The sequence below is a fragment of the Microbacterium stercoris genome, assembly GCF_017592545.1.
Taxonomy (GTDB): domain Bacteria; phylum Actinomycetota; class Actinomycetes; order Actinomycetales; family Microbacteriaceae; genus Microbacterium; species Microbacterium stercoris.
The window spans coordinates 413,099-438,561 of the sequence record NZ_JAGFOA010000003.1 but is presented as its reverse complement, the minus strand read 5'-3'; the positions used below and the strand labels follow the sequence as shown (position 1 = coordinate 438,561).

24 protein-coding genes, 1 tRNA gene and 1 pseudogene are annotated in these 25,463 nt (G+C 69.8%); 15 read left to right on the top strand and 11 right to left on the bottom strand.

Annotated features, from left to right (window positions below):
* Nucleotides 1-10 precede the first annotated feature (10 nt).
* Together J5V96_RS09945 and J5V96_RS09940 are read left to right on the top strand one after the other, a co-directional pair.
* Nucleotides 11-280, top strand: a complete 270-nt coding sequence (locus tag J5V96_RS09945) for a multidrug ABC transporter ATPase (protein ID WP_208503301.1) — start codon at nt 11-13, stop codon at nt 278-280.
* A gap of 26 nt (nt 281-306) precedes the next feature.
* Complete coding sequence (locus J5V96_RS09940; RefSeq protein ID WP_208503299.1) at nt 307-1,989, top strand: helicase-associated domain-containing protein; 1,683 nt, start codon at nt 307-309, stop codon at nt 1,987-1,989.
* A 76-nt stretch (nt 1,990-2,065) separates the two neighbouring features.
* On the opposite strand, the gene J5V96_RS09935 is transcribed toward J5V96_RS09940, so the two are convergent.
* Nucleotides 2,066-2,563, bottom strand: coding sequence for a hypothetical protein (locus tag J5V96_RS09935; RefSeq protein WP_208503297.1), 498 nt, complete (start codon nt 2,561-2,563; stop codon nt 2,066-2,068).
* A 282-nt stretch (nt 2,564-2,845) separates the two neighbouring features.
* Between J5V96_RS09935 and J5V96_RS09930 the strand changes: the two genes are divergently transcribed.
* The 5 genes from J5V96_RS09930 to J5V96_RS09910 all read left to right on the top strand — a co-directional run bounded on the left by J5V96_RS09930 (nt 2,846) and on the right by J5V96_RS09910 (nt 9,053).
* Nucleotides 2,846-4,486: a DNA repair helicase XPB gene (locus J5V96_RS09930; protein WP_208503295.1), complete on the top strand. Its 1,641-nt coding sequence runs from the start codon at nt 2,846-2,848 to the stop codon at nt 4,484-4,486.
* A 154-nt stretch (nt 4,487-4,640) separates the two neighbouring features.
* On the top strand, nt 4,641-6,053 hold the full coding sequence (locus tag J5V96_RS17280) for a L,D-transpeptidase family protein (RefSeq protein ID WP_208503294.1): 1,413 nt from the start codon (nt 4,641-4,643) through the stop codon (nt 6,051-6,053).
* Nucleotides 6,054-6,160: 107 nt separating this feature from the next.
* Complete coding sequence (locus J5V96_RS09920; RefSeq protein ID WP_208503292.1) at nt 6,161-6,856, top strand: response regulator transcription factor; 696 nt, start codon at nt 6,161-6,163, stop codon at nt 6,854-6,856.
* A 6-nt stretch (nt 6,857-6,862) separates the two neighbouring features.
* Nucleotides 6,863-8,647, top strand: coding sequence for a sensor histidine kinase (locus J5V96_RS09915; RefSeq protein WP_208503290.1), 1,785 nt, complete (start codon nt 6,863-6,865; stop codon nt 8,645-8,647).
* A 118-nt stretch (nt 8,648-8,765) separates the two neighbouring features.
* Nucleotides 8,766-9,053, top strand: coding sequence for a WXG100 family type VII secretion target (locus J5V96_RS09910; RefSeq protein ID WP_208503287.1), 288 nt, complete (start codon nt 8,766-8,768; stop codon nt 9,051-9,053).
* A gap of 59 nt (nt 9,054-9,112) precedes the next feature.
* Here the strand turns inward: J5V96_RS09910 and J5V96_RS09905 are convergent, their stop codons facing one another.
* From J5V96_RS09905 to J5V96_RS09880, 6 genes are all read right to left on the bottom strand, one after another.
* Complete coding sequence (locus J5V96_RS09905) at nt 9,113-10,429, bottom strand: ABC transporter substrate-binding protein (RefSeq protein ID WP_208503285.1); 1,317 nt, start codon at nt 10,427-10,429, stop codon at nt 9,113-9,115.
* 198 nt (nt 10,430-10,627) lie between these two features.
* Nucleotides 10,628-12,250, bottom strand: coding sequence for a chaperonin GroEL (groL, locus tag J5V96_RS09900; protein ID WP_208503283.1), 1,623 nt, complete (start codon nt 12,248-12,250; stop codon nt 10,628-10,630).
* A 180-nt stretch (nt 12,251-12,430) separates the two neighbouring features.
* Nucleotides 12,431-12,634 carry a cold-shock protein gene (locus J5V96_RS09895; protein WP_208503281.1) on the bottom strand — a complete coding sequence of 68 codons (204 nt, stop codon included), beginning with the start codon at nt 12,632-12,634 and terminating at the stop codon, nt 12,431-12,433.
* 116 nt (nt 12,635-12,750) lie between these two features.
* Nucleotides 12,751-13,281: a LytR C-terminal domain-containing protein gene (locus J5V96_RS09890; RefSeq protein WP_208503279.1), complete on the bottom strand. Its 531-nt coding sequence runs from the start codon at nt 13,279-13,281 to the stop codon at nt 12,751-12,753.
* A gap of 69 nt (nt 13,282-13,350) precedes the next feature.
* A complete protein-coding gene (locus J5V96_RS09885; protein WP_208503276.1) occupies nt 13,351-13,590 on the bottom strand; it encodes a DUF3263 domain-containing protein in 240 nt (79 codons plus the stop codon).
* A 110-nt stretch (nt 13,591-13,700) separates the two neighbouring features.
* Nucleotides 13,701-14,690 (bottom strand): DUF2332 domain-containing protein, encoded by a 990-nt coding sequence (locus J5V96_RS09880; RefSeq protein WP_208503274.1) that lies wholly within the window; start codon nt 14,688-14,690, stop codon nt 13,701-13,703.
* Nucleotides 14,691-14,772: 82 nt separating this feature from the next.
* Between J5V96_RS09880 and msrB the strand changes: the two genes are divergently transcribed.
* Complete coding sequence (gene msrB, locus J5V96_RS09875) at nt 14,773-15,177, top strand: peptide-methionine (R)-S-oxide reductase MsrB (protein WP_208503272.1); 405 nt, start codon at nt 14,773-14,775, stop codon at nt 15,175-15,177.
* Nucleotides 15,177-15,704, top strand: a pseudogene (locus J5V96_RS09870) (nitroreductase family protein); the annotation flags it as partial. The gene msrB and the pseudogene J5V96_RS09870, both read left to right, overlap by 1 nt.
* 176 nt (nt 15,705-15,880) lie before the next feature.
* Here the strand turns inward: J5V96_RS09870 and J5V96_RS17405 are convergent.
* Complete coding sequence (locus J5V96_RS17405; RefSeq protein ID WP_208503270.1) at nt 15,881-16,831, bottom strand: DMT family transporter; 951 nt, start codon at nt 16,829-16,831, stop codon at nt 15,881-15,883.
* Between the two features lie 157 nt (nt 16,832-16,988).
* Between J5V96_RS17405 and J5V96_RS09860 the strand changes: the two genes are divergently transcribed.
* The 3 genes from J5V96_RS09860 to J5V96_RS09850 all read left to right on the top strand — a co-directional run bounded on the left by J5V96_RS09860 (nt 16,989) and on the right by J5V96_RS09850 (nt 18,981).
* Nucleotides 16,989-17,474 carry a DUF2975 domain-containing protein gene (locus J5V96_RS09860; RefSeq protein ID WP_208503268.1) on the top strand — a complete coding sequence of 162 codons (486 nt, stop codon included), beginning with the start codon at nt 16,989-16,991 and terminating at the stop codon, nt 17,472-17,474.
* Nucleotides 17,474-17,689, top strand: coding sequence for a helix-turn-helix domain-containing protein (locus tag J5V96_RS09855; protein ID WP_208503267.1), 216 nt, complete (start codon nt 17,474-17,476; stop codon nt 17,687-17,689). Before J5V96_RS09860 ends, J5V96_RS09855 begins: the two co-directional genes overlap by 1 nt.
* A 98-nt stretch (nt 17,690-17,787) precedes the next feature.
* Nucleotides 17,788-18,981 carry an MFS transporter gene (locus J5V96_RS09850; RefSeq protein ID WP_208503265.1) on the top strand — a complete coding sequence of 398 codons (1,194 nt, stop codon included), beginning with the start codon at nt 17,788-17,790 and terminating at the stop codon, nt 18,979-18,981.
* A gap of 27 nt (nt 18,982-19,008) precedes the next feature.
* Here J5V96_RS09850 and J5V96_RS09845 read toward each other — a convergent pair whose 3' ends face one another.
* Nucleotides 19,009-20,049, bottom strand: coding sequence for an alpha/beta hydrolase (locus J5V96_RS09845; protein ID WP_208503263.1), 1,041 nt, complete (start codon nt 20,047-20,049; stop codon nt 19,009-19,011).
* A 282-nt stretch (nt 20,050-20,331) separates the two neighbouring features.
* Here J5V96_RS09845 and glsA point away from each other — a divergent pair, with 282 nt between their 5' ends.
* Both glsA and J5V96_RS09835 read left to right on the top strand, forming a co-directional pair.
* Nucleotides 20,332-21,288, top strand: a complete 957-nt coding sequence (glsA, locus tag J5V96_RS09840; RefSeq protein WP_208503428.1) for a glutaminase A — start codon at nt 20,332-20,334, stop codon at nt 21,286-21,288.
* A 39-nt stretch (nt 21,289-21,327) separates the two neighbouring features.
* Entirely contained in the window at nt 21,328-22,959 is a 1,632-nt protein-coding gene (locus J5V96_RS09835; RefSeq protein ID WP_236014679.1) for an MFS transporter, read from the top strand.
* A 13-nt stretch (nt 22,960-22,972) separates the two neighbouring features.
* Here J5V96_RS09835 and J5V96_RS09830 read toward each other — a convergent pair.
* Together J5V96_RS09830 and J5V96_RS09825 are read right to left on the bottom strand one after the other, a co-directional pair.
* A tRNA-Thr gene (locus J5V96_RS09830) sits at nt 22,973-23,048 on the bottom strand.
* A 56-nt stretch (nt 23,049-23,104) separates the two neighbouring features.
* Nucleotides 23,105-24,022: a DsbA family protein gene (locus tag J5V96_RS09825; RefSeq protein ID WP_208503262.1), complete on the bottom strand. Its 918-nt coding sequence runs from the start codon at nt 24,020-24,022 to the stop codon at nt 23,105-23,107.
* Between the two features lie 268 nt (nt 24,023-24,290).
* Here J5V96_RS09825 and J5V96_RS09820 point away from each other — a divergent pair, with 268 nt between their 5' ends.
* Entirely contained in the window at nt 24,291-25,388 is a 1,098-nt protein-coding gene (locus tag J5V96_RS09820; RefSeq protein ID WP_208503260.1) for an ABC transporter ATP-binding protein, read from the top strand.
* Nucleotides 25,389-25,463: the final 75 nt, after the last annotated feature.

The following is a 25,463-nucleotide window of genomic DNA, read 5'->3' as shown; positions in this document are numbered from 1 at the left end:
GCTGGGGAGGATGAGCACGAACAGCCCCGTCGACCCGCCGGTGCGCCGCGTCGACCGCATCCTGGCCTTCATGGCGCTGGGCATCGCGATCGTGTCGGTGCTGTGCTTCGCGGCGATCATCACCTCGACGGCGATGGGCATGCAGCACGAGGACTACGGCGTGGGCGTCTGGCCCGTGATCGGTGTCTTCCCGCTCTTCGGCCTTCCGGTGGCGTTCCTGCTCATCCTGGTGCTGCTCATCATGACGTGGACGCGGAAGGGCAAGGCCGGCCGGTCCTGACCGCCGCCCCTGCGATCCACAGCGCCGTGAACACCCTCGACACACGCGCTCTGGCGGAGCGGCTCCCCGCCGCCTCCGACGGCGAACTGGCTGCCCTGTTCGCCCGCCGCCGTGTGTCGGGCACGGCCAACTGGCACGACTTCTTCGACGCGGCCGAGGCCCTTCTGGCGCCGGAGTCCGTCGCGCGGGCGGTCGCGGAGCTCCCCCGCGACGTGCTCGCCGATCTCGCCCGCGGCTCGGGGCCCGAGCGCCTGGGCTTGACGGCTCCGGATGGCACCCCGTTCGCCGCCGTGCGCGCCGCCCTGGGCGACGCGGCGCCGAGCCGCACTCCCGAGAGCACCCCTGCGCCCGCCGACGACCTCGCCGCGGCCCACGCCGCCGAGCGCGCCTTCACCACCACCTCGGCGATCGCCGACGTGCTGCTCATCGCGCTGCGCACGCCGCTCGCCCGCGTCGGCACCGGCGCGGTCGGCGCCGCCGACAAGCGACGCATGGCTGCGGAGGAGATCGTGCGCGACGCCGACGAGGCCGATGACCTCGTCGCCCTGGCCGAGGCCACGGGCCTGCTCGCGGCGGCCGAGCGCACGTGGCTCGTCACACCCGCCGGCGCGGCGTGGGTGCGCACGTCCAGCGGCGCGCGCTGGGCATCGCTCGCCACGGCGCTGCGCGAGGCGCTGCCCGCCGGATTGCGCACCGCCGAGGGCGGATGGATCGACCCCGCCCTCTGGGACGACGCCTATCCGCTCGCGGAGGGCTGGGCCGAGCGCGCCGCCCGCTGGCGCCGCCTGCTGCGCCTCGCGGGCCTCTCCACCGAGCACGGGGACGCCGAGCCGGCCTGGGCGACGCCCCTGCGCACCGGCGGCGACGCCGATCCGGCTCCTCTGGTGGCGCTGATGCCGCACGAGGTCGACAAGGTGTTCCTGCAGAACGACCTGACGGCGATCTCGCCCGGCCCCCTCGCCCCCGAGCTCGACGTGCGGCTGCAGAGCATCGCCGCCCGCGAATCCCACGCCCAGGCGTCGACCTACCGCTTCACCGAGGCCTCAATCGGCACCGCGCTCTCCTCCGGCGAGACGGCCGAGAGCATGCTGGAGTTCCTTGCGGGCCTGTCGCTCACCGGGGTGCCGCAGCCGCTTCAGTACCTCGTGCAGCGCACCGCCGAGCGGCACGGCCTCGTGCGGGTGTCGCTCGAGCCCGACAGCGGGCACACGATCGTCTCCAGCCCCGACCATGCGCTGCTCGAGACCATCGCGGTCGACCAGGCGCTGCGTGCCCTCGGCCTCATCCAAGACGGCCGGATGCTGCGCACCCGTGCCTCCCGCGAATCGGTCTACTGGGCGCTGGCCGATGCCAAGTATCCCGTCGTCGCGCTCGACTCCGACGGCGGATCCGAGACCCTCGACCGCCGCAGGTTCGCCCCGTCCGCGCCCCCGACGGATCCGGAGAAGAAGTACGCGCCGTTGATCGAGGCGATGCGCAGCGCGCAGAGCGGCGACGCGGACGCCGCCTGGCTGGAGCGCGAGCTCGACACCGCGGTGCGCACGAAGTCGGTGCTCGAGGTCGACGTGTCCCTGCCCGACGGCACCACGCGCACCTTCCTGCTCGAGGCCACCGGCCTGGGCGGTGGACGCCTGCGCGGTCGCGATCGCGCGGCCGACGTCGAGCGCACCCTGCCGGTGAAGAGCATCACGGGCGTGCGTCCCGCCTGACGTGCCGAGCCGGAATGTCACACCCGCGGGCAACGAACGATCGACAAGAACGGTCGAGGCCGAGAGGCCGACCGCCTCAGGCCAGCGGCCCTGTTCGGCTCTCGCAATCGGAGATGTAAAAATCTCTCAGCATGCCTGCGTCCCCAAAGGATGCGCTCTCGAGGGCGCCGGACCACGCTCCTGATGAGTCGTCATAGTACGACTGCGCCCATGCGGTTTCGGCGAACCGCTCAAGCTGTCTCATCGCTTCTTCCTTCTGCACGAGATCTCGTGTCGCAAGGTAGACGCGCTGCCACGAGCATCTCCAGTAGAGGTGCACCACAGCGGTGGCGACGCTCCGCTCGATCTGGGCACCGTCCTCTACGGCGGGCGGGTCCGCCGGGAACACGACCCCACCAGGCATCTCCTCGGAGAACTCGTCCACAGCCGAGTCGTAAAGCACGGCATACTCTGCTTCGCCTACGAAGCGCTGGGCTTGTGCGGATCCCGGCGCCACCCCGTCGCAGCCCGTCAGCATCGGCAGCGAGACGAGGAACACCGTGATGGCGATGCCGAGCATCCTGCCCTTCAGCATTGCTCGTCCTCTCTCAGCGCTTCGCTTCTCGGCATGAAGTCGCTCGATCCACTCAGTCGGATTGCTTGCGCCTCGCGCAGGAGGTGCGGGGCGATCATGCCCGGTGGATCTGCCGTTCGAACAGCGGATCCGCGCCGATTCCCTCGAACAACGGGGAGCTCTCGACGTCTTTCCGTAGGCCCCGCACACATCCGTGAGTGCCTGCAGGCGACAGCCTCGGCCTGACCCGCCCGAGGGCCCGCCCGGCCCCTGCGGCGCGGGGCCCAGGTAGACTCGTTCGTTATGGCTGATGGCCCCCTGATCGTCCAGAGCGACCGCACCGTCCTGCTCGAAGTCGCGCACGCCGACGCCGAGACCGCGCGCCACGAGCTCGCGATCTTCGCCGAGCTGGAGCGCGCACCCGAGCACATCCACACCTACCGGATCACCCGGCTCGGCCTGTGGAACGCACGCGCGGCCGGACACACCGCCGACGACATGGTGCAGACCCTCGACCGGTGGTCGCGCTTCCCCGTGCCGCCGTCGGTGTCGGTCGACATCCAGGAGACCGTGAACCGGTATGGCCGCCTCACGATCCGGCGCGGCGAGGAGGGCGAGCTGCTGCTCACCTCCACCGACAAGGCCGTGCTCGCCGAGGTGTCGCGCAACAAGCGCATCGCGCCCCTGCTCATCGCGCAGCCGACGCCCGACACCTACGTGATCGACGCCTGGGCCCGCGGTCACATCAAGCAGGAGCTGCTGAAGATCGGCTGGCCGGCGGAGGATCTCGCCGGGTACCGCGACGGCACGCCGCACCCCATCGCGCTGGAAGAGGACGGCTGGAACCTGCGCCCCTACCAGGCCGAGGCCGTCGAGAAGTTCCGCGAGGGCGGATCCGGCGTGGTGGTGCTCCCCTGCGGTGCGGGCAAGACGCTCGTGGGCGCGGCGTCCATGGCCGCGACCAAGACGACCACGCTCATCCTGGTCACCAACGCGGTGTCCGCGCGGCAGTGGCGCGACGAGCTCATCAAGCGCACGACCCTCACCGCCGAGGAGATCGGCGAGTACTCGGGGCAGGTGAAGGAGGTTAAGCCGGTCACGATCGCGACCTACCAGATCCTCACCGCGCGCCGGAAGGGCGAGTACCCGCACCTCGCGCTGCTCGACGCGCTCGACTGGGGGCTCATCGTCTACGACGAGGTGCACCTGCTGCCCGCCCCGGTGTTCAAGCTCACCGCCGACCTGCAGGCCCGCCGCCGCCTCGGCCTCACGGCGACTCTCGTGCGCGAGGACGGCCGCGAGGGCGACGTGTTCAGCCTCATCGGCCCCAAGCGGTTCGATGCCCCGTGGAAGGAGATCGAGGCCCAGGGCTTCATCTCGCCCGCCGCCTGCTACGAGGTGCGCGTCGACCTGCCGCCGTCCGAGCGCCTCGAGTACGCGGCGAGCGCGGACGAGGACCGCTATCGCCTCGCCGCGACGGCTCCCGCGAAGCTCGACGTCGTGCGCGAGCTCATCGCCAAGCACAAGGGCGAGCAGATCCTCGTGATCGGCCAGTACCTCGAGCAGCTCGACGAGCTGTCGGAGGGGCTGAACGCCCCGAAGATCACGGGCGCGACGCCGGTCAACGAGCGCGAGCAGCTGTTCAACGCGTTCCGCAGCGGCGAGGTCGAGGTGCTGGTGGTCTCGAAGGTCGCGAACTTCTCGGTCGACCTGCCCGAGGCCTCGGTTGCCATCCAGGTGTCCGGATCCTTCGGCTCGCGTCAGGAGGAGGCCCAGCGACTGGGTCGTCTGCTGCGCCCGAAGCAGTCGGATCACACGGCGAGCTTCTACACGATCATCGCGCGCGACACGGTCGACCAGGACTTCGCGCAGAACCGTCAGCGCTTCCTCGCGGAGCAGGGCTACAGCTACACGATCCTGGATGCAGAGCGCCTGGCGGCGTAGCCGACAGGTTCCCTGCGGTCGTTGAGCGAGGAGCTCGCGACGAGTCGAAACGTGCAGAGCGCCTGGCGGCTTAGCGACAGGTTCCTCCTGGAGTTCCTCAGGTCCCCCGAAAAGGGGGTGTGAAGGGAATCCGGCGAACCGGACAATATCGGATGTGACCACTGCCACCGCACCGATCGCGTCCGATCCGGACGTCGCCTCGACCGAGCGTTCGCAGCCGCGCCGCCGCGGTCTGCGCATCGCCCTGGGCGCAGGCATCCCCCTGCTGCTGGCGGCCGGCGCCGTCGGCTACGCGTCCACGCTGTTCATCGCTCCCGGTGTCGTCGTCGCCGGCGTGCCCGTCGAGTGGATGACCGAGGCGGCCGCGCGTGACGCGATCGCCGCCCGCTTCGCCGATGCCGACGCGACGATCGGCGAAGTCGCCCTGCCGCTCGCCGATCTCGGCATCGAGATCGACGCCGAGGCGCTCGCGGCTCAGGCCCTGGCGGCCCATCCGTCGTGGAAGGTGATGGAGTGGCATCCTGAGCCCATCGGCGTGGAGCTCGCCGTCGATCCGAACGCGGCCGACGCGGCGCTGCGTCAGGCGGCCCCCGATCTCTACGCCGATCCGGTGGATGCCCAGGTGGTCTTCGATGCGGACGCGGGGGTGTACGCCGAGAAGCCCGGGCAGAACGGGCGCGGCGTGGATGTCGGCTCTCTGTCCGCCGCTCTCACCAGCGCGTACAACGCGCGGGGTGCGATCGCCGCAGAACCGACCGCGACCGAGCAGCCGCCCGCGCTCACGACCGAGGCTGCTCAGGCATTCGCCGGCGAGCTCAACGCCCAGGCGGAGGGCGCCGGGTTCTTCGTGGAGGGCGGCGGCTCGGTGCCGCTCGACCTCGCGACGATCGCGTCCTGGACCACGGTCACCGGAGATCCGGCGGCCGGTGGCTTCGCCGTCACGGCCGATGCGGCGAAGATCGACGCCGTGGTGCAGGCGCTGCCGGGGCAGCTGAACCGCACGCCGCAGCCGTCGCAGGTCGTCGTGAACTCGTCCGGCACCGTTCTCAAGACGCTGCAGGCGGGCCAGGACGGCTTCGGCCTGGCCTCGACCGACGGCGTGGCCGCCCAGGTCGCGCAGTCCGTGCAGGGCGGCGACTTCCGCTTCGAACTGCAGGGCCAGGTGATCCCCCACGAGGCGCAGACGCTGCTGCGCACGATCGAGGTCGACAAGAGCGCGGGCCGGGTGATGATGTACGAGAACGGGGGGCTGGTCGCCTCGTATCCGGTTGCCATCGGCACCGGTGGCGCCCACGAGACCCGCACCGGGCACTTCCGCGTGTACGTGCAGCGGTCGATGCAGAACATGGGCGACTGCGGCGGGAACTACGGCTACGGCTACTGCACGCGCAACGTGAAGTGGGTGAGCTTCTTCAACGGCGACCAGGGCTTCCACGGCACCTACTGGCACAGCAACTTCGGTGCCGGGGCGCGGATGAGCCATGGCTGCGTGAACATGACCGAGTGGGCGGCCAACGAGCTCTACCGCTTCGCCCAGGTGGGCACCGAGGTGTGGGTGCACGACTGAGCACGTGCCGCCGAGACCGGTCGGGCCCGCGCATTCCCGATGTTCGCTTTGGGCCGATCCGGACCGATATCCGAGCGAATGTCACATCGGGTCGCCATAATGGGGCCATGAGCGCACCTCGCATCCTGGTCGTCGACGACGAGCCGAACATCCGTGACCTGCTGTCGCAGAGCCTCCGGTTCGCGGGTTTCCAGGTGAAGACCGTGGGCAACGGCGCCGCCACCATCTCGGCGGTGCTCGAGGAGGAGCCCGATCTGATCGTGCTCGATGTGATGCTGCCCGACATGAACGGCTTCAGCGTCACCACGCGCCTGCGCGATCACGGCTTCACGGCCCCGATCCTCTTCCTGACGGCGAAGGACGACACCGAAGACAAGATCAAGGGGCTCAACGCGGGCGGCGACGACTACGTCACCAAGCCCTTCAGCCTGGACGAGATCGTCGCGCGCATCCAGGCCATCCTGCGACGCACGATGCAGGACACCGAGGACGAGCAGGTCATCCGGGCCGGCGAGCTCACGATGGATCAGGACACGCACGACGTGTACGTCGGCGACGTGCAGATCGACCTCAGCCCCACCGAGTTCAAGCTGCTGCGCTACCTGATGCTCAACCCGAACCGCGTGCTCTCGAAGGCGCAGATCCTCGACCACGTGTGGGAGTACGACTTCAACGGCGACGCGGGCATCGTCGAGAGCTACATCTCGTACCTGCGCCGCAAGATCGATCCGCACGCGTCGGAGTCCCTCATCCAGACGAAGCGAGGCTTCGGCTACATGCTGAAGGTCGACAAGGCGGGCTGACCCACCTTGGCGGGAGTCGACTCCACCAAGGGACCCGACGCGCTGACGCGCTGGTGGCGCCGGATCAGCCTGCGCGCCAAGGTGACGGGCGTCACCGTCGCCGTGCTCACCCTCGGCCTGCTCGGCGCGGGCATCGGCACCGTGCCGATCCTGACCCGGGCGCTGAGCGAGAACATCGACTCCTCGCTGCACCAGCTCGCCGCATCCGCGGTCGGCGAGCGGCTGTTCAACATCGCCGACTACGGCGACGGTCCCGTGTTCACCCCCAAGGCGAATCCGGCCCCGACCGAGTACTTCGTCGCGATCTACGGACCGGACGGCACGCTGCTCGCGACCGCAGGCGGCGCGGCTCCGGGCGAGCCGCGACCCCGGTTCGACGCCGAGATCCCGCTCGACTACGCGTACGCGAACCAGGGCTCGATCATCGAGCTGCCCGGCAGCCACGGCGAGGGCGACGTCTTTCACGCCGCGCTCTCGGTGGTGCAGTTCCCCACCAGCAACAACATCTACACGCAGGTGGTCGCGCGCCCGATGAGCGAGGTCGACGATGTCGTGGGCACTTACCTCGGCATCTTCCTTCTGGTGTCGATCGTGACGATCTTCGCCGGCGCGGTGCTCACCCGCGGCGCGGTCACGCTCACCTTCCGGCGTTTCGGGCAGGTCGAGGCGACCGCCATGAACATCGCCGCGGGCGACTTCAGCCAGCGTCTGACCGACATCGAGCCGCGCACCGAGATCGGCCGGCTGAAGTCGGCCATCAACACGATGCTCGACCGGATCGACGACGCCATCGCCGAGCGCGACGCCACCGTCCGCAAGATGCGCCGCTTCGTCGGCGACGCCAGCCACGAGCTGCGCACACCGCTGGTCAGCGTGCGCGGCTACGCCGAGCTGTACCGGATGGGCGCCATCCAGGAGCCGGAGGAGACCGCCCGCGCGATGGAGCGCATCGAGAAGGAGGCGATCCGGATGGGCGCCCTGGTCGAGGACCTGCTCGCCCTCGCTCGCCTCGATGAGAAGCGCGAGGTCGACCTGCAGCCCCTCGACCTGCGCCCCATCGCGCACGACGCCGCACTCGACGTCGGAGTCGCCGAGCCCGGACGCGTCATCAGCGCGGTCGACACCACGATCGAGGCGCTGACCGGCCCGATCCGGCTCACCCCGGCGCCCGAGACCACAGCGTCGACGGATACGGCCGAGCCCTCGGACGAGCATCAGCACCGGCTGGCGCGCAGCCTCACGGCCGCGACCGAGGGACTCACGTCGCTGCTGCGCCGCAAGCCGAAGGCGCCCGGTGACCCCGATACCGCCGCCATCGATGTGGTGCCGCAGGGGGCCTCGCACAGCGCCGCGCCCGTGCCCACGCTCGACTTCACCGTGCCGCAGCAGATGCGCCCCGTCGCCGTGCCGCCGATCGTGCTCGCCGAGGAGCACCGCGTGCGGCAGGTCGTCTCCAACCTGCTCGGCAACGCCCGCCGCTACAGCCCCGACGGCTCGCCCATCGAGATCGAGGTCGGCGTCGACGCCGAGGCCGGCATGGGCTGGATCGCAGTGGTCGATCACGGTGAAGGGGTGCCGGAGGAGATCCGCGGGCAGATCTTCGAGCGCTTCTGGCGCGCCGACACCTCGCGCGCCCGCGAGACCGGCGGATCGGGTCTCGGCCTGTCGATCGTCGCCTCGATCGTCGAGACACTGCACGGCACCGTGACGGTGCTCGAGACCCCGGGTGGGGGCGCGACGTTCCGCGTCGCGCTGCCGCTGGCGCCCCACGTCGACGACTCCGCGCTCTGACCCTCGTCCCCAGCCGCGCCCCGGCTCCCCGTTTCTCCCGGATCCGCGACGGCACCGCCGGGGCGTGTGCCGGCTCCCTAGCGTGAGGTCACCAGCCACCAACACAGGGAGATCCGACATGGCCGTTTTCACTGTCGACACCGATGCGATCGCCGCAGGCTCGGGAAGCATCCTGACCACCGTCGAGCAGGTGCGCGCCGTCACCGCCGCGCTGAACGCGCAGCTCGCACCGCTCGAGACCGCGTGGACGGGCGCGAGCTCGGTGGCCTTCCAGGAGGCGAAGGCGCAGTGGAACGGCCTGCAGGCGCAGATCGACCACACGCTCGACGGCCTCGGCCGTTCCCTCGGCACCGTCGGGCATCAGTACGCCGACGCCGAGCGGTCGATGGCGGGGATGTTCCGCTGACACGCGCGGAGAGGGCTCCTCCCGAGTCGGGAGGAGCCCTCTCCTACGATCGCGTGCGGTCAGCCCTCGTACGGCACGTACGTGCCGTCTTCCTGGTACTCGTAGATGTTGATGCGTCCCTCGGTGGGGTCACCCACCTCGTCGAACGTGACCGGGCTCGAAACACCGTCGTAGTCGGCCTGGCCGCCGGAGAGGATGATGTCCGCGCACGCGGCGTAGTCGGTGCACTTCTCGCCGCCAGGGACGCCACCCGAGACCTCCTGCATACGCCCGGCGATCGCCTCCGGATCGGTCGACCCGGCCGCAAGCGAGGCGAGCGCCAGAAGGGTGGCGGCGTCGAAGGCCTCGGGAGCGTAGGTGTAGTCGGTGAGCGCCTCGTCACCGGCACCTGCGAGGAAGGCGTCGAGCCCCGCGCGGAACTCCTCGACCTCGTCCGGAGCCGGCCCGGGATAGGTGCCCCGAACGCCCTGGATGAGCCCCGGCTCGAAGTCCTCGGTGTACACCGCCATGTTCGCGTCGACGAGGAAGATGTCCTCCGGCGCAAAACCCTGCTCGATCAGCGACGGGAGGATCGTCTTGGTCTCCGCGAACGCCAGGATCGAGATGGCGTCGGGCTTCTCGGCGAGCACCTCCTGGATCTGCGAGTCGAAGACCGTGTCCCCCGGGTTGAACGTCGGGGCCGCCACCACCTCGCCGCCCGCCGCGGTGAACGCCTCGGTGATGTACTTCGCGATGCCCGTGCCATAGGCGTCGTTCATGACGATGAGGCCGAGGCTCTGCGCGCCGAGCTCGGCGATGAAGTTGCCGTGCACCGCGCCTTGCAGTACATCGGACGGCGCGGTGCGGAAGTAGAGGCAGTCGTCGTCGTAGGTCGTGAACGCGTCGGAGGTGTTGGCCGGCGACACCTGCACCACGCCCGCGCTGATGAGCTGATCGATGAACTGCAGCGACACCCCGGAGGACGCGGCGCCGATGATCGCCGAGACGTCCTCCGAGAGCAGACGCGGGATCTCCGTCTCGAACGCCTTGTTGTCGAGATCTCCGGAATCACCGTGCTCGACCTCGGCGGTGAGGCCAGTGGTCGAGGAGTAGTCGTTGATGAGCGAGAGCGCGTAGTCGATGCCCGCGACCTCGGGCGGGCCGACGAAGGCGAAGCCACCTGTGAGCGGCAGCGCGGAGCCAAGTTTCAGGGAGAGCTCGGAGCCGACCTCGCCGACGGGCTCGGTGGCCGGCTCGCACGCGGGACCGGCGGTGGCCTCGGCCGATCCGCTCGTCTCTTCGGGAGCGTCGCCCGCCCCACCCGAGGCGCAGGCGGCGAGCGAGAGCGTGGCGATGCTCGCCAGGGCGAGGGGAAGCAGTCTGCTGCGGGGGATCATGCGGATGTTCCTTTCGTCGTTGTCCGACGGACGTGGAGCGTGTCCGGTGCCCGTGATGCTACGGGCAGGGCGCGTGACGCCGTCGGCCGCCCGGCGGGTGGTTCTGCCCGCGTCTCGGCGGAGACAACGCAGAAGGGCCCCTCTCCCGGAGGAGAGGGGCCCTTCTGTTAATCAGACCTGCAGGTCAGAACCTCTGGCTCAGAAGTCCATGCCGCCCGTCGGGTCGCCCGCGACCGGCGCGGACTTCTCCGGCTTGTCGGCGACGACGGCCTCGGTCGTGAGGAACAGACCGGCGATCGACGCGGCGTTCTGGAGCGCCGAGCGGGTCACCTTGGCCGGGTCGATGATGCCCTGGGCGAACAGGTCGCCGTACTCGCCGGTGGCGGCGTTGAGGCCGAAGCCGACCTCGAGGTCCGCGACCTTGTTGGCGACGACGCCCGGCTCGAGACCGGCGTTGAGGGCGATCTGCTTCAGCGGAGCCTCGATGGCGACCTTGACGATCTGCGCACCGGTCGCCTCGTCACCCGTGAGGTCGAGGCCACGACCGTACACCGACTTGGCGGCCTGGATGAGGGCGACGCCACCACCGGCGACGATGCCCTCCTCGACGGCGGCCTTCGCGTTGCGGACGGCGTCCTCGATGCGGTGCTTGCGCTCCTTGAGCTCGACCTCGGTGGCCGCGCCCGCCTTGATGACGGCGACGCCGCCGGCGAGCTTGGCGAGGCGCTCCTGCAGCTTCTCGCGGTCGTAGTCCGAGTCGGTGTTGTCGATCTCGCGACGGATCTGCGTGACGCGACCCTCGATCTGGTCGGCGTCGCCGGCACCCTCGATGATCGTCGTCTCGTCCTTGGTGATGATCACCTTGCGGGCGCGGCCGAGCAGATCGAGCTCGGTGTTCTCGAGCTTGAGGCCGACCTCCTCGGTGATGACCTGGCCGCCCGTGAGGATGGCGATGTCCTGCAGCTGAGCCTTGCGACGGTCACCGAAGCCCGGGGCCTTGACGGCGACCGACTTGAAGATGCCGCGGATCTTGTTGAGCACGAGCGTCGCGAGAGCCTCGCCCTCGACGTCCTCGGCGATGATGACGAGCTCCTTGCCCGACTGGATCACCTTGTCGACGACGGGCAGAAGGTCCTTGATGTTCGAGATCTTCTGGTTCGCGATGAGGATGTACGGGTCCTCGAAGACGGCCTCCTGGCGCTCCGGGTCCGTGACGAAGTAGGGGTTGAGGTAGCCCTTGTCGAAGCGCATGCCCTCGGTGAGCTCGAGCTCGGTGCCGAAGGTGTTCGACTCCTCGACCGTGACGACGCCCTCCTTGCCGACCTTGTCGATGGCCTCGGCGATGAGCTCGCCGATGGCCGGGTCAGCGGCCGAGATCGACGCGGTCGCAGCGATCTGCTCCTTCGACTCGACCTCCTTGGCCTGGGCGAGCAGCTCGTCGGAGAGGGCCTTGACGGCCTTCTCGATGCCGCGCTTGAGCGAGATGGGGTCGGCGCCGGCCGCGACGTTGCGCAGGCCCTCGCGCACGAGCGCCTGGGCGAGGACGGTCGCGGTGGTGGTGCCGTCACCGGCGACGTCGTCGGTCTTCTTGGCGACCTCCTTGACGAGCTCCGCGCCGATCTTCTCGTACGGGTCGTCGAGCTCGATCTCCTTGGCGATGGAGACACCGTCGTTCGTGATCGTGGGGGCGCCCCACTTCTTCTCGAGCACGACGTTGCGACCGCGCGGGCCGAGCGTCACCTTGACGGCGTCGGCGAGCGTGTTGAGGCCGCGCTCGAGGCCGCGACGGGCCTCCTCGTCGAAAGCGATGATCTTTGCCATGGTGGTTTTCGTCCCTCCCGGACGTAGGGGGTGGTCTTTAGCACTCACCTCTCGGGAGTGCCAGAACGATTCTGGCACTCACCCCCATCGAGTGCAAGCCGCACGGGAACCGGCCGTCACACGACACGAAGGCGCCCCGCGATGCGAGATCGCGGGGCGCCTTCCGGATGTCTGCGCGGATCAGACGGGACGCACGGCCTCCGCCTGCGGGCCCTTCTGACCGGTGCCGATGCTGAACTCGACCGACTGGCCCTCGTCCAGCACGCGGAAGCCCGACATCTCGATGTTCGAGTAGTGGACGAAGACGTCCTGGCTGCCGTCGGCGAGGGTGATGAACCCGAAGCCCTTCTCGGCGTTGAACCATTTGACGGTGCCCTGAGTCATGCGAATCTCCTGCTGCTGAGCCCTCACGATCGAGGGGAGTACCGGGAGAGCGTATCCGCGTGATTCCGGGGCTCACAGACGTCGTGAGCGTTTATTGACACGCCGGAAAGAACTCGTTACCCCGCCGAAACACGATCCAGGCCGACGACCACCCGCAGCTCCTTCTGATCGCTGGCGTACTTGTCGCTCTGCTGGACCAGCGCCCCGCCGATCGCCTCGGCGACGCCGTATGCCGCCGCTTCGTCCTCGGGCTTGGAGAAGTACACCGTGGTCTTCGCGAAGTCGGTCTCATCGGTCTCGGTCGGCACGACCAGATCCTGCGGCCATCCGGCCTCGATGAGCTCGGACCCCACCTGCTCGGCGACACCTCCGGTGCTCGTGCCGTTGAGCACCCACACGGTGTACGTCGTGTCGATCACCGGGGCGACGGTCGGTGTGGCCGCGGGCGGATCGGGCAGCACATCGACGCGCTGCGAGAGCACGAGGAAGCCGACGATCCCGGCGATCGTGAGCACGACGGTCGCGAGCGCCGCCCACAGCCACGTGACTCCGCGCGAGGAACGCGGCATCTCGGCGCGGTGGGCGCCGACGCGGGCAGGCTGGCGGGGGACGTCGTCGAAGCGATCCCGGGGGTAGGAGTTCGGCACGCACTGATCGTACCGGCGGGCCCCGGGGATCCCCTGGTCACGCGCTCCGGATGAGGGAGCGCTGCCGGATCAGCCGGCGATCCGCGACCGGGAGGCGTCTCGCTCGTCGCGACGGCGCCGTAGGCGGCCGACCAGCAGCGGATCCTCGGCGAGCGCATCGCCCGAGTCGATCAGGCGGCCGAGCAGCTGGTAGTAGCGTGCCGGCGACAGCGCGAGCTCGGAGCGGATCGCCTCCTCCTTCGGCCCGCCGTGCACGCGCCAGCGCGCCTCGAAGGCGAGGATCGCGCGATCGCGGTCGGCAAGGGGCATGATCCGACGGTATGCGGCTCGATCCCCCTGGCTGGTGAGGCGCTCCGCGGAGCGCACAGACACACTGCCGCACCTCAGGAACGCGGCCGCGGGGACTGCATCCGTACGGCTCAGAGTGGACGGATCCAGGATCCGAGCGGATCCGCCGCCGCAAGCACACGCCCGTCCAGCGCAAGCGCGAAGCCGCCCGGCCAGGTCGCCGCCTCGACCGGGGGCCGCCAGGCATCGTGCAGCGCCGGCTGGTCGAGAGTGATCCAGCGGATCGCCGGATCGCCGGAGAGTGCACCGACGAGGGCCTCGCGACGCGCACGCGGCACGTAGGGAAGCACGCCCGGGGTCGTCACGACCAGCGTCGCTCCCCGCGGCGCCTGCGCCGCCACCGCGCGCACGAGCTCGACATCGGCGGCGTCTCCCGCCACGAGGAGGGGCGGGTCGGCGGCCGCGACGTCGACCGCCGCCGCGATCCGCGACGCGCGCTCCCGCTCCTCGGGCCAGACCAGCCCCTCGAGCCAGGCGCGGTCATCCGCCTCGCGCACATCGAGCGGCTGCAGGTCGATGCCCGCGCGCCACACGATCTGCGGCAGGGAGACGTCGGGCACGGCGCCGCGCACGTCGACGTCGAGCACCACCGCCGACTCCCCCAGCTCGACAAGACGGTCGTGCCCGCGATAGCGGTACGCGTAGCGATCCGGATACAGGCAGAGGCCGCCCGAAGCCCCCAGCTCCAGCAGGGCGATCGGGCCCGCGATGCGGTGGAGCGCCGGCAGCAGGGCGGCACATCGCTGCGGCTCGTTGGTCTGCAGACTGCGGGCCGAGCATTCAGCGACCACCGCATCCGCGTTTGACTGGATGAACGCGGCCCACTCGTCCGCGCCTCCCGGATGCGCCCCGAGCATCCGCGTCACCGCGAACACAAGCGGCGGCTGGCGGTGCGGAGCGGGGATGCGGGAGAGGATCGCGGCGATCGTCTCGTCGACCGCGACCCGCTGCGCCCAGGCCCCGTAGACATCCGACCGTCCGGCGGCCTCGTCGCGCGCGAACCGGGCGAACCGCTCGGCGACGTGGGCAGGGCTGTCCTCGTCGATCGGCGCCGGCTGCATATGTCCATTCTGTGGGTTCGTCACACTCGATCCGCCCCCTCCCGCGCGCACGTAATCTGGTACCCGAACCCCAGGAGGACGTATGTCGTACAACGTGAACAAGTCCGAGGACGAGTGGCGCAGCGAGCTCACGCCCGAGCAGTTCGCGGTGCTGCGTGAGTCCGGCACCGAGCGCCCGTGGACCGGCGAGCTGCTCGACGAGGAGCGCGCGGGTCTCTACGCCTGCGCCGCGTGCGGCAGCGAGCTCTTCAAGAGCGGCACCAAGTTCGACTCGCACTGCGGATGGCCGAGCTTCTACGAGTCGATCCGCCCCGAGGCCGTGCAGCTGCTCGACGACTCGAGCCACGGCATGCAGCGCACCGAGGTGCGCTGCGCCAACTGCGGATCGCACCTGGGCCACGTCTTCCCCGACGGCTTCGGCACGCCCACCGGCGACCGCTACTGCATGAACTCGCTGTCGCTGTCGTTCACTCCCGACGAGGCCTGATGTCGGCGCTGGAGGCGATGCGGTCGCGCCGCTCGCTGTCCCAGGTCACCGATGAGGCGCCGACGCACAAGGAGCTGGTCGAGCTGATCTCGGCGGCGGGCCGTGTCGCCGACCACAAGGAGCTCAAGCCGTGGCGGCTCATCGAGCTGCGCGGCGACGATCGCCTCGTCCTCGGCAAGGCGATCGCCCGGGCTCAGGGTGAGGACGGCGTCAACACCAAGCCGCTGCGCGCCCCGCTGCTGATCGCAGTGGTCGCGACCATCAAGTCGACCTCGCTTCCCGCATGGGAGCAGGAGGCCACCGCGGCCGGGGTCGCCCACGCGCTGAGCCTGCTGCTCGACGAAGCGGGATGGGGAGTCATCTGGCGCACGGGCGACTACACGCGCGCCAAAGCCGTCAGCAAGGCCCACGGCCTGAAGAAGGGTGAGCTGCTGCTCGGCTGGCTCTATGTCGGCGGCAGGCCCGATCGCTCGCGCCCCGTGCGCGGCAAGACGATCGACGGCGAGCGCTATCTGTCGGCCATGCCGAGCGAGGACGCGGGCGACGAGGACGCGAAGGACGCGAAGGACGCGAAGCAGGCGCGCGAGTCTGAGAAGGCCCAGAAGAAGGCGCGCAAGGCCGCGAAGAAGGCGCGTAAGGCGGAGAAGGACGCGGAGAAGAAGGCGCGCAAGGCCGAAAAGAAGGCGCGCAAGGCCGAGAAGGCCTAACGCCGGCGACGGGCCCCGCCGAGCACGGCGATCACCACACCCGCCGACGCGATCGCCACGGTGATCGCCGAGCGGATGGGCGACGGCGGCACGGCGGGCGGCCACACCAGATCGAGCACCAGCGATCCGATCAGCATGCCCAGCACCGACCCCAGCGAGAGCAGAAGCACCCCGATCCGAGGCGCGAGCGCGGCCGACGTGAAGATGTAGAGAACGCCGATCGCCCCGCCGGTGTAGAGCAGGGGCGAGGCCGGCGGCGGCGCGACATCCGTCTGCGGCACCTGCGCGAACGCGAGCCCGGCCAGCAGCGCGGTGCCGACGACGAAGTTCACGAACGTCGCGGCAAGCGGCGATCCGGCGCGTTTCTGAAGGCGTCCGTTGGTCGCCTGCTGCCACGCGACGCCGGCGCCGACGAGCACGGGCAGGATGAGCATCCACAGCGGCGCGTCGCCGACCGCCCCGCCCGTCATCGACACCACGACGGCGGCGAGGGCCAGCGTCACACCCAGCACACGCGGCACCGTGACCGCCGTGACCCCGGCGGGGCTGTATCCGACGCGATCGAGGATGAGCCCGCTCAGCGTCTGGCCCGCGACCATGCCCACGGTGAAGAGCGCGGTGCCGATGATGCCCACCACCGCGCCCTGCGTGGCGACCGTGAAGGCACCGGCCGCGCCTCCGATGAGGAGCCACCAGGGGATGTCGTGCGTGCGGATCCCGACCCACAGGCGCGCGACGCCGGCTCGACCGGACGGCAGCAGCGCGGCCAGCAGAACCACCAGCAGCAGTCCCGACCCGAACGAGATCACGGCGGCGAGCGTGCCGCTGTTCAGCTCCACACCGAGCTGCCCGTTGATGCGCGACTGGAGCGCGGTCAGCACGCCGACCGCGACCGCGGCGCCCACCGCGAGGGCTCCACGACGACGGGGCGCTTCGGTTGCGTTCACTCCCCGAGCCTACGTCGGGCACCGGATCGGAGCTCGCGGCGGGGACGTTCGCGGGCCGCTCGCGGGGCCCTCCGCAGAGCTGTCGACCAACGTCCCCCTTGCGATACCTATCGTTAGACGATAGATTTCGAATGTTCTTCAGCGAGGGAGGTTTGCCGTGGGCAGGTATCTGGTTCGCACGCTGCAGGTGGTGATCGCCCTCTGCCTGGCGGGCTCCGTAGTGGTGCAGGTCGTGCTGCTGCCCCTGGTATGGGCGGATCTCGACGGCGAGGCCCTCTGGGGCAGGATCGCGCTGATCACGATCACCGCGCTCTGGATCCTGGGGCTTCAGGTGTGCGCGGTGTGCGTGCTCCGGCTGCTCGCGATGGTGCGACGCGGATCCGTCTTCTCGCCCGCGGCGTTCCGCTGGGTCGACACCATCATCGGAGCCGTCGCATTCGATGCCGTCCTGACGGCGGTGCTCGCGGTGCTGCTCGCCCCGGGAGAGCCCGCGCCGGGCATCGTCGCGCTGATCTGCGGCGCCGCCCTGGTGACCGGCGGCGTCGCGCTGCTTGTGCTCGTGATGCGGCGCCTTCTGCAGCAGGCAATGGAGCGCGAGACGGAGGCGCGCACCCTGCGATCCGAGCTCGACGAGGTCATCTGATGCCGATCATCGTCGACGTCGACGTGATGCTCGCCCGCCGCAAGATGGCCGTGGGAACACTGGCGGAGCGGATCGGCATCACTCCCGCGAACCTCGCCGTGCTCAAGAACGGTCGCGCGAAGGCGGTGCGCTTCACGACCCTCGATGCGATCTGCCGCGTGCTCGACTGCCAGCCCGGCGACGTGCTGCGCTGGGAACCCGGACCGGACGCGTAGCGTTGAGGGGCAGCGGGATCCGGGACCGGGTCGATCAGCTGCTCTCTCCCCGATCCTGCACCGACGGCGTCCCGCGCCGCCCCGAAAGGCACGCTCCCGTGTACTCCCTCCTGCTCGCGATCATCTACATCGCCTTCGTCAGCCTCGGCCTTCCCGACTCGCTCGTCGGGGCCGGCTGGCCCGTGATGCACCAGGATCTCGGTGTGCCGATCGCCTCGGCGGGCATCATCACGATGATCATCGCGGGCGGAACCATCCTCTCGAGCCTCGCGTCCGAGCGGCTCACGCGTCGGTTCGGCGTCGGGGTGGTGACCGCCGTCAGCGTCGCGCTGACCGCGGCCGCGCTGGCCGGGTTCTCCTTCAGCGGCGCGTTCTGGATGCTGTGCCTGTGGGCCATCCCCTACGGTCTCGGCGCCGGTGCCGTCGATGCGGCGCTCAACAACTACGTCGCGGTGCACTACGCCGCGCGGCACATGAACTGGCTGCACGCGTGCTGGGGACTCGGCGCCTCCATCAGCCCCTTCATCATGAGCTTCGCGCTCACCGCGGGCGCGGGTTGGTCGAGCGCCTACATCACCGTGGCCGTGCTCCAGGCCGTTCTCACGGTCGCGCTGCTGTTCAGCATCCCGCTGTGGAGGAAGGTCAACCCGCTCGTTCCGGCGCACCATCACGAGGCGGAGGACGAGGCGCCCGGCAAGGGCGCGGCGCACGTGCCCCTCGCACAGGCGCTCCGCATCCGCGGGGTGTGGCTGATCCTCACGGCGTTCTTCGCCTACTGCGCCCTGGAGAGCACGGTCATCCTGTGGGCCTCGACCTATCTCGTCACCGACCGGGGTGTGGATGCCGCAACCGCGGCGGCCTTCGCCTCGCTCTTCCTGCTGGGCATCACCGCGGGACGCTTCCTGGCGGGCTTCGTCGCCGATCGCATCGGCGACCGCTGGATGATCCGCGGCGGGTTCCTGGCCGTCGGACTCGGCGTCCTCCTGCTCGGGCTGCCCGTTCAGACGACGGCCCTGCCCCTCATCGGCCTGGTGATCACAGGACTCGGCTGCGCGCCGATCTACCCCGCGATCATCCACTCGACGCCCACGAGCTTCGGCCGACGCAACTCGCAGGCGATCATCGGCGTCCAGATGGCCGCCGCGTACACCGGATCCACGCTCGCCCCGCCGCTCTTCGGCGTGCTCTCGGCGTGGTCGGGGATGTGGATCCTCCCCCTGTTCCTCGCCGTGCTGATGCTGCTCGGCCTGCTGATGTCGGAGCGCCTGAGCCGCCTCGTGCCGCAGTCGTGATCGTGGGACGGCAGCGATGGGGCAGAGTCAGCGCCACCCATCCGACACCCCGGCGCGCATCTCGGCACGGGTGACGTCGCGCACGAACGCCACCTGTGCGATCAGCGCCTGCTTGGCCTGCGGAGTGTCCAGCGCCAGCTGATACTCGTGTCCGACGGTGTCGGGTGTGGTGGCGGGGTCGAAGAAGAGCTCCGTCACGTCCACGCCCGCTCCGTCCAGCGCGTCCACCCATTCGAGGTTCTGCTTCAGCAGCGGGTCGGCCGGGCCGGTGGATACGAGAGTCGGCGGGTAGTCTGCGTCGACGTGCTGCGGAAGCGCGGTGTATCGAAACTTCTCGTCTTCGAGGAAGGACTTCGTCCCGGAGTACGACCACATCACGGTTCGCATGAAGAATCCGAACGTGTCGTTGTCGTAGTCGACGGTCGTCGGGTCATAGGGGCCGCTGAACAGCACAACTCCGCGGAGCTGATCCGGGCGGATCGACGTCGACAGCTCGGCGGCTTCGGCGTAGTCGGGCTGGGCGATCGCCATCGCCGACTGTGCCGCGATGTGGGCCCCGGCGGAGTCACCGGCGAGGACGAGACGCTCGGGGTCCGCCCCCAGCTCCTCGGCGTGGGCGACGACGTACTCGATCGCGCGGTCGACCTGTCGGATCGGTGTGGGATAGGTGGCCTCGGGCGCATGCGTGTACTCGATGTTGACGACGGTGAAGCCGTGCGACGCGAGCACCTGCAGGTAGTTCCGCAACGGCTCCTTCTGCCCGGCGATGAACGCACCGCCGTGCACCCACAGGACGGTGGGCAACGACTCGTCGGCGTCCTCCGGCCGGAAGACGTCGAGCCGTCCCTCCGCCGAGGAATCGTCGTAGACGAGATCCAGGTCGGCATGGATGTCAGCCGGAACGTACTTGCCTGCCGTCTCAGCGTTACTGAGGCCCGCCGGATCAGGCGCGGATCGAAGGAGCCAGACACCCGGCCAGGGGCTGACGTTCCAGAAGACCACGCCCGCGACGGCGAGGACGGCGACGACACCGACGATCCACAGGACAATACGACGCCATCGCTTCATCCCGACCGAACTCCCCTCGCGAACTCCGGCGCCCATTCTGTCAGTCCACGTTCCGCGGATGAGGCCCGGTCGGCGAACCCGTTGCCGGAGATTCATCGACCGCAGAGACCGTCATCTGCGGTAGGCATGAATCATGCGGACCGGATGCCCTTTCCCCGCGCGGATGAAGACGAGTGCGGGCGAGCGCTCGACCCGCAGATCGAACTGCCCTGGCATCGGCAGGAGGGCGCTGCGGTGAGCCGGGACTATCGCGAGGTCGCGCAGGAGGCGTCCACCGGCGCCATGCCCGGCTGGGATCAGGTCGACCGCCTTGTGCGCGACGCCCACCGCTCCTATGCCACGGACCCCGAAGGCACGGTCGCCGACTACATCCCCGTCCTGGCCGAGACCGACCCCGACTTGTTCGGCCTGGCGGTGATCGAGGTCGACGGGGGGATCCACGACGCCGGCGATGCGACCCATGCGTTCTCGATCCAGTCGATCTCGAAGCTGTTCGTCTATGCGCTGGTGATCCAGGAGGTCGGGCACGCGCCGGTGCGCGAGATCGTCGGGGTGAACAACACCGGCCTGCCCTTCAACTCCCTGATCGCGCTCGAGCTGAACGACGGCCACCCGATGAACCCCATGGTGAACGCCGGCGCGATCGCCACGACGGCGCTGATGCCGGGCTCCACGACGGCGGAGCAGTGGGAGCGCGTCCGGGAGGGCCTGTCGGCCTTCGCGGGACGTCCGCTGAGCTTGAACGGCGAGGTGTACCGCTCGGAGGCGGCGACCAACGACCGCAACCGCGCGATCGGACGACTGCTGCGCAGCTACGGTCGCCTGAGCGTCGACCCCGACGAGATCGTCGACGTCTACACGCGGCAGTGCGCCCTGGATGTCACCGCGCACGACCTCGCCGTGATGGGTGCGACCCTCGCCGACGGCGGGGTGAACCCGATCACGGGCCGCCGCGTCGTCGACGCCGAGGTGTGCAGAGACGCGCTCGCGGTCGTCGCGGCCACGGGCCTGTACGAGCGCTCCGGCGAGTGGCTGTTCGAGATCGGCCTGCCCGCCAAGTCGGGCGTCTCGGGCGGCATCGTCGCGGTCGTTCCCGGCAAGGGCGCGATCGGCGCCTTCTCGCCGCGGCTCGATGCCGCGGGCAACTCGGTGCGCTCGCAGCGCGCCATCGGATACCTCTCCCGCGCGCTCGGACTGAACCTGTTCGCATCCGCGCCCGCCGCCCCCTTCCGTTCCTGACCTGTCCCGCGTCTTTCGGCCACAACCACGAGGGTGAACATGACTGCCGCAGCTCCCGCCACCTCCCCCACCGAACACAAAGCGTCCTGGCTGCCGATGGTCAGTCTCTTCCTGGCCCAGGTGCTGATGTCCTTCAACGTGGCGGCGCTGCCGATCTCGCTCGGCGGCATCGTGGAGGACTTCGGCGTGCCTCCCACCGTCGCCAGCTCCACGATCGTCGTCTACGGGCTCGCGGTCGCCGCGCTCGTGATGACCGGGGCGAAACTCGGGCAGCGGGTCGGCTGGGTGCTCATCTTCCGCATCGTCGTTGTGCTGTTCGCGGGATCCGCTCTGCTGATGATCCTCTCCCCCAGCGCGGGCTGGGCCATCGCCGGACAGGCCCTGGCAGGTGCGGCCGCGGCGATCATCGTGCCCTCCCTCGTGGCCCTCATCGCCGAGAACTATCGTGGCGCGCAGCAGGCGACCGCGATCGGCGCGCTCGGCTCTGCGCGAGCGATCTCCGGCGTCAGCGCCTTCCTGATCGGCGGCACCCTCGGCACCCTCGTCGGCTGGCGGCCGGTGTTCATCGTGGTGCTGGTGCTGGCGGCACTGGTCTTCGCGTTCAGCTTCAGCCTGCGCGGCGACAAGGGCGACCCGACGATCCGGATCGACCTGGTCGCGTCCTCCCTGATCGGTGCGGCGATCGTGCTGCTCACGCTCGGCTTCAACAACCTCAACGGATGGGGCGCACTGGCCGCCACCGACTCGGCGCCGTTCGCGCTCGCCGGGCTCTCACCCGCACCGCTGTTCATCGTCGCCGGCGTGGTGCTCGGCCAGCTCTTCTTCGTCTGGACGCGCCGCCGGAAGGCATCCGGCAAGGTGCCGCTCATCGATCTCTCGATCATCGACTCACCGCGCGAACGGGCGGCCGTCTACGCGATGTTCATCGTGGTCGCGCTCGAGGCGTGCGTGAACTTCACCGTGCCGCTCTACATCCAGATCGTGCAGGGACGCACCCCGTTCGACACGTCGCTGGCGATGATGCCGTTCAACCTGACGGTGTTCATCACCGCCACGCTCGTCGTCCGGTTCTACAAGAAGTACCCGCCCCGCACCATCGGGGTGTTCGGCTTCATCCTCACCACCGCCGCCCTCGTGTGGCTGTCGTTCGTGGTCACCAACAACTGGGAGACGCTTCCGACGATCGCGGGTCTCATCGTCTTCGGCATCGGACAGGGAGCCCTCGTCACCCTGGTCTTCAACGTGCTCGTGACGGCCTCCCCGGCCACCCTGGCCGGAGATGTCGGATCGCTCCGCGGCACCACGCAGAACCTCGCGTCCGCGGTCGGAACGGCGCTGGCGGGCGCGCTCATGGTGTCGCTGCTCGCGCTGAGCGTCGGCCGTGCCGTCGCCGAGCACCCCGAGCTTCCGCCGACGCTGGCCGCCCAGGTCGACGTCAACGACGTCAACTTCATCAGCAACGCCGAGCTGCGCGAGGTGCTCAGCCAGACCGACGCCTCCGACGCCGAGATCGACGCCGCCGTGGAGGTCAACGAGCAGTCCCGCCTCGCCGCGCTGCGTCTCGGGCTGCTCATCCTCGCCGGCGTCAGTGCGCTGGCGATCGTCCCCGCCTCCCGCCTGCCGCGGTACCGGCCGGATGAGATCCCCGACCCCGAGGGGAATCGCCCCTAGGCGCGGCTTTCTGTGGTGCCGGCTACCGGGTTCGAACCGATGACCCCCTGTTTACAAGACAGGTGCTCTACCAACTGAGCTAAGCCGGCGTCGTCCCGCGAACGGGACCAGACGAGCATACCGAGCCGCGCCGGGCCCCCATGCATCAGCCCGCGGGGGCCTCCGTCGGCTCGGGCGTCGGGGTGGCCGACTCGAGGTACGACTCGCTGTCGATCGCGAGCAGGAAGGCGGCGAACTCCTCGGGCACATCCAGCGCGCCCACGTAGGGCTGGCCGTCGACCAGGATCGTCGGCACGCCGTCGAGGGTGTTCTTCGTGCCCGGCAGCGGCTCGTTCAGCGCGCGCTCGGTGGCCTCGCGCGCCCAGGCGACGAAGTCCTCGTTCTCGATGCACGAGCGCACCGTCTTGGTGTCGCGCGCGCCCGTCGCGATGGCGCGGTCGGCGAGCTCGGCGTCGCTGAAGCCGTCGCTGTCGGGGGCCGGCTGGTTCGTGAGCAGCTCATGGTTGAACTTCGCGAACGCCTCGGGGGCGTGGTCGACGACACACGCCACGGCGCCGGCGGCGCGCTGCGAGTACTTCGTGCCGTTCGACTTCGAGGTCAGCATGGCGACGGGGTGGTAGACGACCCGCACGGCGCCCTGCGACCGCCACTCCTCGAGCTGATCCGCGTTGACGCGCTGGAACTCGCCGGCCGCCTCAGAGAGGTAGTCGACGTACACGTGGATCGAGATCGGCTCCTCGGCCGGCGCGGTCTCGGTCGGCGCGGGCGTCGCCTGGGGAGTCTCCGTGGCGAGTGCCCGCTGGATCGTGTCGTCGACGACCACGCCGTCGTCGGCCGTGAAGTTCGCCGGCTGGAGCGTGGGCTTCGACAGTGCGGGCTGGAAGACCGCGAACCAGCTGTAGAGGGCGCCTCCGCCGACCACGACCAGGATCGCCAGCACGATGGCGGCGCGGCGGAGCACACGATTGCGCGCCTGACGCGCCTTGACCTGCTGGGCCTTCACGCGCACCGCTTCGCGACGGTCGCGCGGATCGGGCGAAGCGCCCGTCTCGTCGCTCGACATGCAACCTCTTGGAACGTGGATCGGATAGCCGCAGAGAGCGACCACAACGTCTCCGATGCTAGGTCGAACGGCTGGGAGAAATCAGACAGGACGGGCATTCCGCCTGTGCGTCACCGCCCGTCGGGCCGCCCGACACGCCGATGGACGGACCCCCTCTGCGGGCATGGCATACTGATCCCGACCCAAAGGCGGGTCTAGCGGCGGTTGTACGTCGCTCCATCACTACGGATCGTCCGGCACGTACCTGCCGGTGAAGGAGAAACAGATAATGGCTTCTGTCACTTTCGACGCTGCGACGCGTCTCTACCCGGGCGGCACCCGCCCCGCGGTCGACAAGCTGGACCTCGACATCGCCGACGGCGAGTTCCTGGTCCTCGTCGGTCCCTCCGGTTGCGGTAAGTCCACCTCGCTCCGCATGCTCGCGGGCCTCGAGGAGGTCAACGACGGCCGCATCCTCATCGGCGACCGCGACGTCACGGACGTCCCGCCGAAGGACCGCGACATCGCGATGGTGTTCCAGAACTACGCGCTGTACCCGCACATGACGGTCGCCGAGAACATGGGCTTCGCCCTGAAGATCGCCGGTGTCTCCAAGGATGAGCGCGCCAAGCGCGTGCTTGAGGCCGCCAAGATCCTCGACCTCGAGCCCTACCTGGCCCGCAAGCCGAAGGCCCTCTCGGGTGGTCAGCGTCAGCGCGTCGCCATGGGTCGCGCGATCGTGCGCGAGCCGCAGGTGTTCCTCATGGACGAGCCGCTGTCGAACCTCGACGCCAAGCTCCGCGTCCAGACCCGTACGCAGATCGCCGGGCTGCAGCGCCGCCTCGGCGTCACGACCGTCTACGTCACGCACGACCAGACCGAGGCGCTCACCATGGGCGACCGCATCGCGGTGCTCAAGGACGGCCTCCTGCAGCAGGTCGGCACCCCGCGCGAGCTGTACGAGCGCCCGAACAACGTCTTCGTCGCGGGCTTCATCGGCTCGCCGGCCATGAACCTGTTCCCGGCCGACGTCGTCGAGGGCGGCATCCGCTTCGGCAACAAGACCGTGGGCGTCGAGGCCTCGGCTCTCGCCAAGGCTCACGGCAAGCAGGTCACCGTGGGCGTCCGCCCCGAGGACATCATCGTCGCCCCGGCCGACGGCCAGGGCCTCGAGATCGTCGTCGACCTCGTCGAGGAGCTCGGCGCCGACGGCTACCTCTACGGCCACTCGGACATCGAGGGCGTCCGCACGGACATCGTCGCTCGCGTCGACGGCCGCATCCACCCGAACGCCGGCGACCGCATCACGCTCGCGCCGGTTCCGGACCACGTGCACGTCTTCGACATCGAGACCGGCGAGCGCCTGACGGGTGCTGTCGCCTCCTGACGCGCACCTCACGCGGACGGCGCGGATGGATCCTCGGATCCGTTCGCGCCGTCTCGCTTTTCCCGTAGGTTTGCC